Here is a 15215-nt window from a genome sequence, read left to right on the forward strand (position 1 = left end):
AATATTATGAAAAAAAAACTATTATTTTGCATGTCTTTACTGGCGGCCACATTGGCATACGCCCAAAATGATGATTGTTCAGGAGCAACATCATTAACTGTAGGTGCCGATTTTGCATCAGGTGCCATTACTTCCACCAATACAAATGCTACTACTGACGGTTCTGTTCCATCGTGTAATTCAGACGGGGTGGAGAATGTCTGGTTCAGCGTAGTTGTTCCGGCAAGTGGAAACCTGAAGATAGAAACCCAGGAAGTTTCCGGGTCTTTATTTGATGATTCAGTACTTACTGTGTACAGTGGAACCTGTGGATCTTTAACAGAGATTGACTGTAATGACGATGCTTCGGGACTTTTTTCGCTGATTTCATTAACCGGACAGACCCCGGGAACCACGCTTTATGTAAGTGTATGGAAATATGATTCAGATACAGATAACGGAGAATTCCAGATCTCAGCATATGATCCTTTGCCACCTTCGAATGATAATTGCTCAGGGGCTACACCATTAACTGTAGGAACAGATTTTGCTTCAGGAACCATCACTTCCAACAATTCCGGAGCTACAACAGACGGGGCAGTACCTTCGTGTAATGCTGATGCCGTTGAGAATATTTGGTTTAGTGTAGTGGTTCCGGCAAGCGGTAACCTGACGATAGAAACCAAAGAAACTTCCGGGTCTTCATTTGGAGACTCATCCGTTTCTGTCTTTAGCGGAACCTGTGGTTCTTTAACAGAAGTGGGTTGTAATGATGATGGCGGCGATGGACTTTTTTCTCTGATTTCTTTAACCGGACAAACTCCAGGAGCTACATTGTATATCAGTGCATGGAAATATGATGCGGGTGAAAGTAGTGGAGAATTCCAGATTTCAGCATACGACAGTACAGCGCTGTCTACCCAGGAAGTAGCGGAAAACGCAAAAAAGATCAGCGTATCACCAAATCCTTTCAGTGATCTGATTACGATTTCTGATATATCCAAAGTAAAATCTGTTAACGTTACAGATGCTTTAGGAAGATGGGTAAAAACTATTGAGAAACCATCTGCATCTATTCATCTTGGTGATTTAAAACAGGGCATTTATTTTATAACCTTAAAAATGAATGATGGCAGTATCAAAACTTTGAAAACAATAAAAAAATAATTAATTTTTAGGATTAATAATAGAAAAGGCTGCCATTGGTAGCCTTTTTTACTACATACCTAAGCAATTGGTATACTCAATTTTGTTACCTTTAAATAAATAGAATTATAATGGACAATAACAATACCGTCAATTTTCCTAATCAAAGACAACGCAATGCTGTATTGCGTTTCCTGCACCTTTATGTTATTTCTTATGTGTATTTTTTTATTTTCACTTCACAGTTTTCGCCATTAGAACAATTATATAAAAACGGAGTTTTGTGGCTGTGTAAACATGTTTTTCAGCAGCAGCAGGTGGAGTATATTAAGATGACTGGCAGTGGCGATACGACATTAGATTATTGGGTAGTGGCTGTCAATATTGGCTTAGCCGCAATAGCTGCACTCGTTGTAATTCTTACAGATAAAAAACAGCGCACATTTAAAGATCTTCATTGGTTTACGGTAGTGGTGGTGCGCTATTATGTAGCAATGATCATGCTTTCATATGGTTTTGCAAAACTGCACAATGGTCAGTTTCCCGCCAACTCAATTGGGAGGCTGGAAGAAAAAGTAGGCGATATGTCACCCATGGGTATGGTATGGACCATGATGGGATCTTCCACCGGGTATACATTTGTTTCCGGACTGCTGGAAGCGATGGGTGGATTTTTGCTTCTTTTCAGACGAACCAAAACTTTTGGAGCGCTTTTTTCCATGACGGTAATGATCAATGTGGCCCTGCTTAATTTTTTCTATGATGTGCCGGTAAAAATATTTTCCAGCCATATTGTTTTGTTTTGTGTATTTATGGTAAGCGGTGATGCCATTGCGTTGTATCGCTTTTTTATTCTGCATCAGCCATCACAATTACGCTTTCAAAAACGGACATCCGACAAAAGATGGAAGCGTAATACCCTAATTGGCGTGAAGTGCCTAGTGATAGCTTTTTTTATATTCAGTTCTTCATCAATGCTGTTCTATACACCTCCGGCTGTACCTATGGAGGGCGCATACAGTGTTGAAAAATTGATAATAAACAATCAGAGAGTACCGCTCTGTAGCAACGATTCTGTTGGCTGGAAAAAAATACTAATCAGTCACGCTGGCAAGACCAGTATAATTCTTAATAATGACAGTACCAGGGCGTTTCAGGGTCTTGTAGATACAGGAAAAAAAACGCTTACCCTTCGTAAAACGGAAAGGGATAATATATACGCTTATCTGCATTACAATGTTCAGAAAGACAGCATCATTTTTGCAGGAAATATTGGTAGCGACTCTGTAAGGATGAAAACAATAAAAAAGAAAAAGGAAGATTACAAGCTGAACAGGCGTGGTTTTCACTGGATCAATGAATATCCGTTTAACAGGTAAGTTTTAAATCATAATGTATTCATTTTAAGTACTATTTAAAACATTCAAATTATGCCAAAAAGTAAATTACTGCGAATGGACAATGTCGGCATTGTCGTAGAATCACTGGATGAAGCCATTGTTTTTTTCGAGGAAATCGGACTGAAACTGGAAGGGCGCGCAACCATTGAAGGAGAATGGGCCGGCCGGGTTACCGGACTGGGATCACAAAATGTAGAGATTGCTATGATGGTTACTCCGGATGGACACAGCAGACTGGAGATTTCTAAATTTATACATCCACCCACGATTTCAGACCATCGGACCGCTCCTGTGAATTCGCTTGGCTATCTTCGGGTGATGTTTACGGTGGAGGATATTGATGAACTGGTATCCAGACTTCTGAAACACGGCGCGACATTAGCAGGCGAGCTGGTTCAGTATGAAAATTCCTATCGTTTATGCTATATTCGTGCAAAGGACGGACTGCTGATTGGTTTGGCTGAACAGTTAATAGCAGATCACAGCTCAAGTGATTAATCCACATTACTATTAATAGAAAATGACTCTTCGACCTTGGAGTCTGCTCATAAAAAAGAAAGAAGATTAATTGTTAATCTTCTTTCTCACTTTTTTAGAATCATATATTAGATATTGATTGTAATTCCAACTTTTCAAAATTACCGGTAAAGACTACCTCTTTAATTGGGCCATCCAGTTCTTCATACACTTCCGTATCGAAGACTCTGCTTGATGTGATATAAATATGATCAAAATCTACATGCCCGCTCGGGTCGTTCGGAGATGATGATTTTTTAGCTGAACCACCGCCGCCAAAAGATTTTTTAGTGGTTACCGTTGTGGTTGTTTTCCCATCAGGTCCGGTTGTCACGGTTGTTGTTTTCTCATAATCAATGGCAGAAATGACAGCTGTTGCTACAGAGGCTACCAGGCTTAATACCAATCCGATCCAGTTTGTATGTTGTGAGTCGGGTTGGTTGATTACCGTATATTGATGAACTTCCTGTCCATTCTTGAAGAACTGGACTAAAATCTCTTTGCCTTCCAGCAAACTGTTGACCGCCAAAACAGAATAGTCTTTTCCGGGTTCATAGTGATAAGCCCATTGAGCTACTGTTTTTACACGCTTATATTTGTCAAGAATATTCATGGAAGCTCCAAATACAAGCCCGGCATTAATATTAACCGGCTGTAATGAAAGTTCAAATTTATTTTCTCCGTTGGTATCGATGGTCACCCCGTCGGTACTTTTAGATAATTCTGTGACCAGGATTTCTCCTGAATCTTTTTTAGAAATCTTAGCATTTCCTTTTGGATATACTTTGTTTGCGTTGAGTTCGATGTAGTTTGACATAACTTAAAAATTTAGAATGTTTTAATTGATATGGATTGAAGGCTCTTTTTAGTAGAGTACTCTTCATTTAGTCTTATTTTTTAAGGTGGTTTCTGACTAAAAGATGTCCACCCTGATTTCTAATGTTCCTTTCCATCTTGATTAATTTTATTAAACAAATATCTATCGGGGTAACGACAGAACTTGACGTGTAATAAAATTTTTGCAATAGAAAATTAAATGCCTTGAAACCATAGTCGTGAACTGTTTTAAAATTATTTAGTATATAAATATTTTATTTTAGTATAAATTGGTATATTTGTATACTATATTAGTCGTTATAATGAACTATCGCATCATAAAAAATATACTGACGTTACCGGGAGAATCTATGAAGATCCTATATAACCAATACTCATTTTAAAAAAAACTGGAGATGAAAAAGAAAATTGCAGTTATAGGATCAGGTTTTTCAGGACTTTCTGCAGCAGCTTACGCTTCGAAAGACGGACATGAAGTTCATGTTTTCGAAAAAAACAGCAGCGTGGGCGGAAGGGCAAGAGCGTTCAAAACAGAAAGCGGCTATACGTTTGATATGGGACCTAGCTGGTATTGGATGCCGGATATTATAGAAGCATTCTTTTTGGATTTTGGGAAAAAAGCATCCGATTTTTACGACCTGGTCGCTTTAGATCCGCAATTTGAAATGGTTTTTTCTGATGGAATTATGAAAATTCCCAGTGGTTTTGAGGAAATGAAAGACCTGTTTGAATGTTTAGAATCAGGTGCAGGCAAAAAGTTGGATGAATTCATGAATGACGCGCAGTACAAATATGAAGTGGGAATGAAAGATTTTGTCAATAAGCCATGTCATTCGTGGCTGGAATTTGTTTCTCCTACCATAGCTAAAAGTGCGTTGAACTTAGATCTTTTTACCAATTTTAAGCGCTTCGTCAGAAAATATTTTAAAAATCCTAAGCTGATTACTCTAATGGAGTTTCCGGTTATTTTTCTCGGAGCAGCTCCAAAAGATATTCCGGCATTATACAGTCTGATGAATTACGGAGGATACAAGTTGGGAACCTGGTATCCTATGGGAGGTTTTTCAAAACTGACCGAAGCCATGATGAAGATCGCCGTAGAGCAGGGAGCGAGTTTTCATTTTAATTCAAATGTAGAAAAGATTACAGTTGATAAAGGTCTGACCAATGGTTTAATAGTCAATGGAAAAAGCATAAAATTTGATATGGTCATTGCTTCTTCAGACTATCAGCATACAGAAAGTGAACTTCTTCCTGAGCAATACAGAAATTATAAATCGTCCTATTGGGAGAAGAAAACATTGGCCCCGTCATGTCTTATTTTTTATTTGGGGATTAAAGGAAAGGTGCCGAATCTGAGACATCACACCCTTTTCTTTGAGAACGATTTGCAGCTTCATACCCATGAAATTTATGAAGATAAAAAATGGCCTACAAAGCCTTTATTTTATGTGTGTTGTCCATCTCAGACTGATCAGGCTGCCGCTCCGGAAAACTGTGAAAATATATTTCTGCTAATGCCCGTTGCTCCCGGAATAGGAGATGGTGAGGAAATGAGGGAAAAGTATTTTAACGAAATGATGGGAAGACTCGAAAAACATACCGGAACTTCAGATCTTATTTCAAAAATTGAATATAAAAGAAGTTATTGCATTAACGATTTTAAAGAAGATTATAATGCCTTTAAAGGAAACGCGTATGGTCTTGCCAATACATTATCACAAACCGCTGTCTTAAAACCATCCATCCGGAATAAAAAAATAAAAAATCTTCTGTATACAGGACAGCTTACCGTTCCTGGTCCGGGAGTTCCTCCTTCGATTATTTCAGGTAAAATAGCAGCTAACGAAGCCAGTAAAATAAATTAATTATGAAAAAATTGTTTGACGACCTTTCGTACAAAGTAAGCCGAGAAACAACGAAACAATACAGTACAAGTTTTTCTCTGGGAATAATGGCGCTTTCCCCGAAAATAAGAAATCCCATATATGCTGTGTACGGGTATGTCCGTCTGGCCGATGAAATCGTGGACAGCTTTCATGATTATGATAAGCATAAACTTCTGTCAAGGTACAAAGCCGAGACTTTTGAGGCATTGGAAGAAAAAATCTCTCTTAACCCGATTTTGCAGTCGTTTCAGGAAACGGTACACCGATATAACATTGATTATAGTCTTATCCATCAGTTTCTGAAAAGTATGGAAATGGATCTTCAGAAAATAGATTATAATTCAGATTTATATAAAGAATATATCGTAGGATCTGCTGAAGTAGTGGGACTGATGTGTCTTCATATTTTTACGGAAGGAAACTCCAGGGAATTTGAACGGCTGAAACCGTATGCGATGATACTGGGATCTGCATTCCAGAAAGTCAATTTTCTAAGGGATATGAAAGATGATTATCAGATTTTAGGACGCTGCTATTTCCCAAATGTTGATATTTCGTATTTTGACAATACCGTAAAAGCTCATATTGAAAAAGAGATTGAAGAAGAATTTAAAATGGCTTTGGAAGGGATCAAAAAACTGCCGGGCTCTGCCAGATTCGGGGTTTATTTGGCTTACCGGTATTACATCTCGCTTTTCCGGAAAATTAAACGAACTTCTGCCGTTAATATGATTAACCAGAGAATCAGAATATCCAACGGTAAAAAATTATCTTTAATGATGAGCAGCTATCTGCAGTATAAAGTGTCGCTTCTTTAAACTCACTTACATTTAAATCATATAGAAAATGATACATAAAATTTACAGGGAACAGCAACTCAATTGTGATATAGAAACAGCATGGAAGTTTTTTTCTTCCGCCCATAATCTTTCTGAAATTACCCCGAAGGATATGAACTTTATAGTGCTTACGAAAATGGAGGATGATGAAATTTTTGAAGGGATGATTATTGATTATTATGTTTCTCCTGTACTGGGAATAAAAATGAAATGGAAAACGGAAATTACTCAGGTCGATTTTCAAAAAAGTTTTACGGATTTTCAGAAAAAAGGGCCTTATACACTATGGAATCACCACCATGAATTTATAGTCAATGAAAAAGGAGTGTTAATGAAAGATACGGTACATTATGAACTTCCTTTAGGGTTTTTGGGTGAAATTGCCCACAAAATCTTTGTCAGAAAAAAGCTTGAGCATGTTTTCAGCTACAGGTACACCGTTTTAGAAGAACGTTTCAATAAAAAAATAAAGTAATGAATTTCCTGATTGTAGTAAGTACATTTTTGATCATGGAAGGGATGACCTGGCTCATCCATAAATATATCATGCATGGATTTCTCTGGATGCTTCATAAAGATCATCATGATCACAGCAATGAAGGGAGTATGGAGAAAAACGATTATTTCTTTCTCATTTTTGCCTTACCTACAATACTTTTGATGTATTACGGGACAACACAGCATTTTAATGCCTGGTTTTATATAGCGGTTGGAATAGCATTATACGGAATGGCTTATTTTTTTGTCCACGACATCTTTATACATCAAAGGCTTAAAATCCTTCGCAATACAGAGAATCCATATCTGCTGGCTATCAGACGTGCCCATAAACAGCATCATAAACATACCGGAAAAGAAAAAGGAGAGTGTTTTGGCTTTCTTTGGGTGCCCATCAAATATTTTAAAATGTATTTCAATAAATCTAAAGTCTGACCATGTTGCACTACACCTATCTTTTGATTAATTTTTTTACAGTAATCATCTGTTTTGTTTTTTCATTTCATTCTAAAATAAAATTCAACAGACATTTTCCTGCTTTTTTCAAGGCAGCGTTCATAGTGGCTCTTGTCTTTATTTTTTGGGATATATGGTTTACCAGCAGAGGAGTCTGGTGGTTCAATGATGCCTATCTTTTGGGAATCAGAATCGGTGGCCTTCCAATTGAGGAAATACTGTTTTTTTTCTGTATTCCGTTTTCATGTATGTTCACCTATTTCTGCCTTGACAAATTTTTCCGCCTGGATTGGAAACCGCTTCCAGAGAAAGTATTTGTGATCATTTCCATCATTTCTGCATTGGGAATGGCTGTTTATTTTCATGATAAAATCTATACTTTGATTACTTTTTTATCCACAGCCATCAGTATGTTCACCCTGTATTTTGCGCTGAAAGCAAGATGGATAGGGAAAGCTTCTTTGATTTATCTTTTACTGATGCCGGGATTCCTCATTGTAAACGGCATACTTACCGGAACCGGTCTGGAATCTCCTGTTGTGAACTACAATCCTGAGAATTTTATAGGGATAAGAATGCTTACCATTCCGGTTGAAGATACGGTATATGGGTATGAAATGATTTTGTGGAATATCTATTTGTTTCAAAAGTTTAGAACAAATGAGTCCAATGAGTAGCCTATTTAAAGCGTAATACTCAACGAAAAAGGAAAAGTGACAGGCATAAAACTGACGCAGGGCAAGCAGTCTATCAATTGTAAGAAGATATAAATAGCAGTAGGTTTATTTTGCCGGAAAATTTATTTTTATAACATCTAAATCTTTAGTAGGAGCGTATTATAAGATTATCAGTTAATGTAAGCTTTGTCAAATACCTCAATCTTTTACTTTTTGTAATTTAGCCGCTTAAAGAAAAATCAATGAAATATAATATCTATCAGGTTGATGCCTTTACAGATCGCATATTTGGAGGGAATCCAGCTTGTGTAGTACCTTTGGATGCATGGCTTGATGACGACATTTTGTTAAAAATAGCAAAAGAGAATGCAGTGGCAGAAACAGCTTTCTTTGTAGATAAAGGTGAAAAAATACATTTGAGATGGTTCACCCCTGAAATAGAAATGGATTTATGCGGCCACGCTACTCTCGCTACCGCGCATTCCCTAAAAGCGATCTTGAATTATACCGCCAATGAAATTGTTTTTGAAACCTTAAGTGGGGATCTGAAGGTTACCGTTTAGGATCAGCTGTATCGGATGGATTTCCCTTCACGGATGCCTGTATCTGATGTTTTGCCAAAGAATATTGAAGAATCATTGAACATTCAGCCTAAAGAAGTTTTAAAGTCCAGAGATTTTGTCCTGGTATACGAGACTGAAACTGAAGTAAGAAATATAAAAATAAACAGGGTATTATTTGATCAGGTAAATCTTGATCCCGGTGGAGTGATCGTGACGTCACGAGGGGATCATTGCGATTTTGTTTCGAGATTTTTCACCCCGCAAGCTTCCATTTTAGAAGATCCTGTTACCGGCTCTGCTCATTGCTCATTGATTCCTTATTGGGCTGAAAAGCTTGGTAAGAATGACCTTTATGCAATGCAGGTTTCTGAACGACTGGGAAAACTCCTCTGTGAAAACAAAGGAGAAAGAATAATCATCAGCGGGCAGGCTAGAACCTATTCCATCGGAACTTTATGGCTCGACTAAGGAAATGAGGATGTGGTAAAACGGTTGGACAAAAATTATTTAAAATTTAATATAGTTTTTTGCAAACGTACACGAAGAATATCGAAATTCGCGGTCAATATTTTAAAATACTTATGACTTTCGATTTTCAGCCTCATTTATTTTCAGATCAGATCATTTTGAAACCTCTGTTGCCGGACCATAGAGAAGAGCTTTTTCAGCAGGCAGCCAATCCTCAGGTTTGGGAATTGCATCCGAATAAGGACCGTCATGAAAGATCTTCTTTTGATCATTTCTTTGATCAGGCTTTATCCAGTAATGCAGCACTTGTCATCATTGATGCATCTTCGGGCAAAGTGATCGGGACTACACGATTTTATGATTATAACAGTATTGAGAATCATGTAGCGATAGGATATACTTTTCTCGGAAAGGATTATTGGGGGAATGGTTATAATAAGGCTGTGAAATCACTGATGTTTGATTATGCTTTCACAAATGTTGATCATGTGGTATTGCATATTGGCCAGTCTAATATCAGATCTTACCGGGCTGCCGAAAAACTTGGAGCCAGAAGGGTAGGAGAAGATACCCGCTCATTTAATGGGGAACCGCCGGTAACGAATCTTGTCTATCAGATCAATAAGGCTGAGTGGCAGGCTTCAGGTGATGCTAATAGTAATCAATGAAATGATCTTTAATCACACTAATAAAATTTATTGGAAACATAAAAAATAACCCTTTAATTCTAAAAATTAGAGGGTTTTATATTTTAGTACTTTGATTAATGGTTTATTTATATTTTAATATTTTATTAATTAGTATATTTGTATTTAATTATAAAAACTGTAATGAACTATCCCATCATAAAAGACGTACTTACTTTACTGGAAGAATTTGAATCGGAAAATACTTCCGGCTCTTATAGTTCAGACATTGAAGGTTTTAAAGCGTGGGTGTCTGCTAAAACCACTTCTCCTGAAATCAATGAACCTTATTGGGAAGGGAAAGAAAACGGAAGAACGCCCGAAAGTGCCATAAGTACTTTGCTGGTACACCTCAACAGGTATGCAAAAACCTATTCCAAATCTGCTATTTCAGACTCCCATTTTGCGACACAGGAAGATTTTATTTATCTGATCAATTTAAAAGCCTTTGGTCAAATGACCAAAATGGAACTTATTAAAAAGAACATTCAGGATAAACCTGTAGGAATGCTGATTATCGCAAGATTATTGAAACACGGGTGGATAGAGCAGGCAGATTCGGATATAGATAAAAGGAATAAAGTGATCAGCATTACTCCGGCCGGGCTTGAAGCTTTGGATCAGCAGATGGATAAAATCCGGAACGCTACGGATATTGTGGCAGGAAATCTTGGCTATCAGGATAAAATGGAGCTTATCAGAATTCTTAATAAGCTGGACCGTTTTCATTATCCTATTTTCTGCAGGAATATTGACAGTAAAGACCTGATCAGGACCGTATATGACGAATATTCATTTGAAAAAAACTGATCCCGGCCTTCAAAAAACTGATAAAATGAGCAAAATTAATATATTTTGGTTCAGAAGAGATTTAAGGCTGGAAGACAATGCAGGTCTGTATCATGCTCTTAATTCCGGACTTAAAGTCATTCCTGTTTTTATATTGGATACCGACATTCTGAATCATCTTGAAGACAAGGAAGACAAAAGGGTAGATTATATCCACCAGGCTTTAGATGCAATTAATCAAGAACTGAAAAATCATAGCAGCGGATTGAAAACCTATCATGGGAAACCATTGGATATTTTCAAAAATCTGATGAATGAATTTGAAATTGACACCGTATTTTGCAACAGGGATTATGAGCCACAAGCCATAAAAAGAGATGATGAGGTAGCCGGTTTTCTTGAAAAAAAAGGAATCAGATTTTCAGATTTCAAAGATCAGGTGATATTCGAAAAACAGGATATCCTTAAAAATGATCAGTCTCCTTATACAGTCTTTACGCCGTATTCAAAAAAGTGGAAAGAGAATTTAGGAAATATTGAAGTTTATAGTACAGATTTCAGTCAATTCTCCTTATTAAAAGAACACGAAGAGATTCTCACCCTTGAAGATATCGGTTTTAAAAAGACAGAAATAGAATTCACAAAACCCACAATTGAGAAGAAAATTGTAGCCTCTTATCACCAATTTAGAGATTTTCCGGCGATGGATCATACTACGCATCTAGGAATTGCCCTGCGTTTCGGGACTGTTTCAGTGAGAAAGTGTGTGAAATTTGCTCTTGAAAATAACGAAACCTGGCTTAATGAACTGATCTGGAGAGAGTTTTTCATGCAGATCCTCTTTCATTTTCCTTACGTTGTGAACCATTGTTTCAAGAAAAAGTACGAAGATATTCCGTGGAGAAATAATGAAGAGGAATTCAAGGCTTGGTGTGAAGGTAAAACAGGCTATCCCATTGTAGATGCAGGAATGCGGGAACTCAACGAAACCGGTTTTATGCACAACAGGGTAAGAATGATCACGGCGAGCTTTCTCACCAAACATCTTCTGATTGACTGGAGGTGGGGAGAAGCGTACTTTGCCACAAAATTGCTGGATTATGACCTTTCCGCCAATAACGGAAACTGGCAATGGGCGGCGGGCTGTGGTTGCGATGCAGCACCTTATTTCAGAATATTTAATCCCGAAGAACAGACTAAAAAGTTTGATAAAGATTTGAAATACATCAGAAAATGGCTTCCGCAATCTTATGTTCAAAAACCGATGGTCGAGCACAAATTCGCCAGAGAAAGAGCATTGGAAACGTATAAGAAAGCATTGAATTAGGTCTTTGACCAACGATTAGAAAAAGAGTATAACCAAAATATAGAACATTGGCTAAAAAAGGAATTTTATTGGTAAATCTTGGGTCACCAAGATCCACAGCGGTAAAGGATGTAAGGGAATATCTCGATGAATTCCTGATGGATGAAAGAGTAATAGACTATCGGTGGATTTTCCGTGCTCTTCTTGTTCAGGGGATTATTTTAAATACCAGACCTGCAAAATCTGCAGAAGCGTATAAAACAGTTTGGATGGATAAAGGGTCTCCACTCATTGTGATCACTGAAAAAGTGCAGGAAAAACTTCAGAAAATCGTTGATGTTCCTGTAGAAATAGGGATGAGATATGCACAGCCCAGTATTGAATCCGGCATTCAGAAATTGGTGGATCAGGGCGTTTCTGAAATTGTACTTTTCCCACTGTATCCGCAATATGCGATGAGTACCACAGAATCTGTGATAGAAAAAGCGGAAGAAGTACGAAAAAAGAAATTCCCGGGTATAAAAATCAATTATATTCAGCCGTTTTACAACAGGGATATCTACATCAATTGTCTGGCAGAAAGTATTAAAGAAAAGCTTCCTGAAAATTTCGATGCTTTACAGTTTTCCTATCACGGTGTTCCCGAAAGACATATTTTCAAAACAGATCCTACCAAAACCTGTAATCTCAATGACTGCTGCTCAAGAGAAACCAATCCGAGCCATCAGTTCTGTTATCGGCACCAATGTTTTGATACCACTAAAAAAGTGATTGAAAAACTAGGCCTGCCAAGAGAAAAAACAATCGTTTCTTTCCAGTCAAGGCTGGGGAAGGATAAATGGATGGAACCGTATACAGACGAAACTTTAGAAACCATTCCTGCAAAAGGAGTGAAAAACCTGGCGATCGTTTGTCCCGCTTTTGTTTCAGACTGCCTTGAAACCCTGGAAGAAATTTCAGTAGAAGGAAAAGAGCAGTTCCAGCATGCTGGAGGAGAGCAGTTCCACTATATTCCCTGCCTGAATGATGAAGACCGGTGGATAGAAGTGGTAAAAGAACTTTGTGAGGAAAAGCTTCAGGAGTTTTATTTGGCTTAAATACGATGATACCTATTTTTAAAATTTTAAATCCTGTAATGAACATTGCAGGATTTTATTTGTTGTGGCTCTGTCTGGTCAATACAGCGAAAGAAACTATAGATCTGGAATTTATGACCTCTTTTACTTTTTGTTCATGAGATAAATCAACAATCTTGCAGTGAAATTTTCACAATTTAATACATATTATCTTTCCAAATGGTCAAAACGATTGACATATTGTAATAATTCTTTCCTTGCCGTCTTTTGATTTTATTTTAGGATCATTTAGATTTTGTTTTGAACCATTCATGACCAGAGGGCTTGTTATTGTATTTTGTCCCTAATTGATACAATATGATAAATTTCACATAAAATTGCTTTTTTTCTTATTTCTCCAATGGGTGGAAAAGACTATATTCGAGCAAAATTTTAGCAAAAAATAAATAACTAATAATCCATGCGAAAACTCTACACAGGTGCATTATTCCTATGCACTGCCTTGTGCGTTTCTGGTCAGGAAGTTATCTGGCAAAAAGATATTAGATCCTCTACTCAGGATTTTTTGAGCCAGGTGATCACAACGATTGATCAGCAGTATCTTATTACAGGCAGCAGTATTCAGACAAAAAATCAGCAGGCAATTGCCAACAAAAAACCCAACAACGGTTACGATTTTCATTTAATCAAATTGAATCAACAGGGGGAACAGATCTGGGAAAAATATTTTTCCGGGCAGGACCACGACTATCTTTCGACTTCTGTAGCGACGCAGGAAGGAGGATTTCTTTTAGCAGGAACCTCTTATTCCGGCAAAGGACAGGATAAAAAAGATGATTCCAAAGGAGGTTCAGATATTTGGCTGATCAGAATCAACGAATCAGGAGACGAATTATGGCAAAAGACTATAGGTTCAAGTGCAGATGAAGAAGCCAGATCAGTTATTCAGACGACTGATTTTGGATTTTTTGTTGCAGGAAACAGACAAAGTCTTCCTTCTGCTAATTCTTCTCAGGGAGCAGATGGATATGGTTCCAAAGATGTAGTGGTCACCAGGCTGGATAAAAATGGAAAGGTACTTTCAGAAATCCTCTTAGGGGGAAAAGGATTGGATGAAGTGGAAAAGATGATCCCTACGAAAGATGGCGGAGCATTGTTGGGAATGTATTCGAGAAGTTCCGAGATGCGGGGTTCGAGTTCCTCAGATAAGCCGTCTGTGTCTACCCCATATCCTGTATCCCGAATCGCTAAGTCTACTGATAATTTCGGTGGGGGCGACTATTGGATCGTTAAGCTGGATAAAACCGGGAAAGTAGAATGGGAAAAAAACTATGGCGGGAAAGCCGATGATCATGTAAGAACGTTAGTATTAACATCAACGGGATATTTAATTGGCGGTGAATCCAGATCTGAGCGGTCAGGGAACAAAACCGTAGGGATTGAAGAAGGAACGGATCTTTGGTTGATCTCATTAAATGAAAGAGGCGAAGAAATCTGGCAAAAATCCTACAATTTTAAAAACAGAGATATTTTAATGGGCATGAGTGTGCTGCATGCTGCAGATGATAAAGGCTCAAAAGGTATCCTTGTAGGTGGCTACACTCAGGCAGAAGGAAAAATAGAAAAAGATGATGAGACCTTCTGGATGCTGTATCTGAATATGGACGGAAATGAGCAGTGGAGAAAACATGTGAAAGGTGAATCCAGAAAAAAAGAGGAAAGACTTTCTGATCTGAAACTGAATAAAGATGGCTCAATAATTTTAGCGGGAACCAGTGCAGAGGAACTGGGCAAAGAAAACTGGAAGATTGTGAAACTTGGAGATAAACAATTAGATAAGCTGATTGAAAAACAAGACATCAAAATTTATCCTAATCCTGTAGCAGATTATACCTATGTAGAAATAGGCTTTGACTTTAAAGAAGCTGATATTATCCTGTATGACATGGGTGGAAGGCAGCTTCAGACTGTGAAAACTAAAAATAAGGTGACCAAGATCAATACGCAGAACCTCATCCAGGGAGCTTATCTGATTACCATTAAAACCGATGACAACAAAACGGCTAATGCCAAACTGATTAAAAAATAAC

14 protein-coding genes and 1 pseudogene are annotated in these 15215 nt (G+C 37.6%); 14 read left to right on the top strand and 1 reads right to left on the bottom strand.

Features of this window, described 5'->3' with window-relative positions:
- Positions 1-6 precede the first annotated feature (6 nt).
- From BUA72_RS14630 to BUA72_RS14640, 3 genes are all read left to right on the top strand, one after another.
- A complete protein-coding gene (locus BUA72_RS14630; RefSeq protein ID WP_083544224.1) occupies positions 7-1146 on the top strand; it encodes a T9SS type A sorting domain-containing protein in 1140 nt (379 codons plus the stop codon).
- Between the two features lie 110 nt (positions 1147-1256).
- Positions 1257-2504, top strand: a complete 1248-nt coding sequence (locus BUA72_RS14635) for a hypothetical protein (protein ID WP_072923573.1) — start codon at positions 1257-1259, stop codon at positions 2502-2504.
- Positions 2505-2555: 51 nt separating this feature from the next.
- Complete coding sequence (locus tag BUA72_RS14640; protein WP_072923575.1) at positions 2556-3023, top strand: VOC family protein; 468 nt, start codon at positions 2556-2558, stop codon at positions 3021-3023.
- 100 nt (positions 3024-3123) lie between these two features.
- Here BUA72_RS14640 and BUA72_RS14645 read toward each other — a convergent pair whose 3' ends face one another.
- Entirely contained in the window at positions 3124-3858 is a 735-nt protein-coding gene (locus BUA72_RS14645; RefSeq protein ID WP_072923576.1) for a hypothetical protein, read from the bottom strand.
- 415 nt (positions 3859-4273) lie between these two features.
- On the opposite strand from BUA72_RS14645, the gene BUA72_RS14650 reads away from it, so the two are divergent.
- The 11 genes and pseudogenes from BUA72_RS14650 to BUA72_RS14700 all read left to right on the top strand — a co-directional run bounded on the left by BUA72_RS14650 (position 4274) and on the right by BUA72_RS14700 (position 15214).
- Entirely contained in the window at positions 4274-5746 is a 1473-nt protein-coding gene (locus BUA72_RS14650) for a phytoene desaturase family protein (RefSeq protein ID WP_072923578.1), read from the top strand.
- A gap of 2 nt (positions 5747-5748) precedes the next feature.
- A complete protein-coding gene (locus BUA72_RS14655; RefSeq protein WP_047453231.1) occupies positions 5749-6585 on the top strand; it encodes a phytoene/squalene synthase family protein in 837 nt (278 codons plus the stop codon).
- Positions 6586-6613: 28 nt separating this feature from the next.
- Entirely contained in the window at positions 6614-7081 is a 468-nt protein-coding gene (locus BUA72_RS14660) for an SRPBCC family protein (RefSeq protein WP_034731287.1), read from the top strand.
- Positions 7081-7539, top strand: a complete 459-nt coding sequence (locus tag BUA72_RS14665; RefSeq protein ID WP_072923579.1) for a sterol desaturase family protein — start codon at positions 7081-7083, stop codon at positions 7537-7539. The genes BUA72_RS14660 and BUA72_RS14665 overlap by 1 nt, the downstream gene beginning before the upstream one ends.
- Positions 7540-7541: 2 nt before the next feature.
- Positions 7542-8237, top strand: a complete 696-nt coding sequence (locus BUA72_RS14670; RefSeq protein WP_072923581.1) for a lycopene cyclase domain-containing protein — start codon at positions 7542-7544, stop codon at positions 8235-8237.
- Positions 8238-8479: 242 nt separating this feature from the next.
- A pseudogene (locus BUA72_RS14675) lies at positions 8480-9268 on the top strand (PhzF family phenazine biosynthesis protein).
- 113 nt (positions 9269-9381) lie between these two features.
- Positions 9382-9936 (top strand): GNAT family N-acetyltransferase, encoded by a 555-nt coding sequence (locus tag BUA72_RS14680; protein ID WP_072923582.1) that lies wholly within the window; start codon positions 9382-9384, stop codon positions 9934-9936.
- A 162-nt stretch (positions 9937-10098) separates the two neighbouring features.
- Positions 10099-10764: a MarR family winged helix-turn-helix transcriptional regulator gene (locus tag BUA72_RS14685; RefSeq protein WP_072923584.1), complete on the top strand. Its 666-nt coding sequence runs from the start codon at positions 10099-10101 to the stop codon at positions 10762-10764.
- A 25-nt stretch (positions 10765-10789) separates the two neighbouring features.
- On the top strand, positions 10790-12070 hold the full coding sequence (locus BUA72_RS14690) for a cryptochrome/photolyase family protein (protein ID WP_072924110.1): 1281 nt from the start codon (positions 10790-10792) through the stop codon (positions 12068-12070).
- Positions 12071-12117: 47 nt separating this feature from the next.
- A complete protein-coding gene (gene hemH, locus BUA72_RS14695; protein ID WP_072923586.1) occupies positions 12118-13146 on the top strand; it encodes a ferrochelatase in 1029 nt (342 codons plus the stop codon).
- A 439-nt stretch (positions 13147-13585) separates the two neighbouring features.
- The gene (locus BUA72_RS14700; RefSeq protein WP_072923588.1) at positions 13586-15214 is read left to right on the top strand and encodes a T9SS type A sorting domain-containing protein; all 1629 of its coding nucleotides are present in this window, start codon (positions 13586-13588) and stop codon (positions 15212-15214) included.
- Position 15215 lies beyond the last annotated feature (1 nt).

Origin of the sequence: Chryseobacterium sp. OV279 (assembly GCF_900128945.1) — a bacterium.
Classification (GTDB): Bacteria; Bacteroidota; Bacteroidia; order Flavobacteriales; family Weeksellaceae; genus Chryseobacterium.

What these genes read in the sequence shown, in the direction of transcription:
- BUA72_RS14650 (WP_072923578.1), top strand. Translation starts at nt 4,274, where the DNA reads ATGAAAAAGAAAATTGCAGTTATAGGATCAGGTTTTTCAGGACTTTCT.
- BUA72_RS14670 (WP_072923581.1), top strand. Translation starts at nt 7,542, where the DNA reads ATGTTGCACTACACCTATCTTTTGATTAATTTTTTTACAGTAATCATC.
- BUA72_RS14690 (WP_072924110.1), top strand. Translation starts at nt 10,790, where the DNA reads ATGAGCAAAATTAATATATTTTGGTTCAGAAGAGATTTAAGGCTGGAA.
- BUA72_RS14700 (WP_072923588.1), top strand. Translation starts at nt 13,586, where the DNA reads ATGCGAAAACTCTACACAGGTGCATTATTCCTATGCACTGCCTTGTGC.
- BUA72_RS14645 (WP_072923576.1), bottom strand. Translation starts at nt 3,858, where the DNA reads ATGTCAAACTACATCGAACTCAACGCAAACAAAGTATATCCAAAAGGA.
- BUA72_RS14660 (WP_034731287.1), top strand. Translation starts at nt 6,614, where the DNA reads ATGATACATAAAATTTACAGGGAACAGCAACTCAATTGTGATATAGAA.
- BUA72_RS14680 (WP_072923582.1), top strand. Translation starts at nt 9,382, where the DNA reads ATGACTTTCGATTTTCAGCCTCATTTATTTTCAGATCAGATCATTTTG.
- BUA72_RS14640 (WP_072923575.1), top strand. Translation starts at nt 2,556, where the DNA reads ATGCCAAAAAGTAAATTACTGCGAATGGACAATGTCGGCATTGTCGTA.
- BUA72_RS14635 (WP_072923573.1), top strand. Translation starts at nt 1,257, where the DNA reads ATGGACAATAACAATACCGTCAATTTTCCTAATCAAAGACAACGCAAT.
- BUA72_RS14665 (WP_072923579.1), top strand. Translation starts at nt 7,081, where the DNA reads ATGAATTTCCTGATTGTAGTAAGTACATTTTTGATCATGGAAGGGATG.
- BUA72_RS14655 (WP_047453231.1), top strand. Translation starts at nt 5,749, where the DNA reads ATGAAAAAATTGTTTGACGACCTTTCGTACAAAGTAAGCCGAGAAACA.
- BUA72_RS14630 (WP_083544224.1), top strand. Translation starts at nt 7, where the DNA reads ATGAAAAAAAAACTATTATTTTGCATGTCTTTACTGGCGGCCACATTG.
- BUA72_RS14685 (WP_072923584.1), top strand. Translation starts at nt 10,099, where the DNA reads ATGAACTATCCCATCATAAAAGACGTACTTACTTTACTGGAAGAATTT.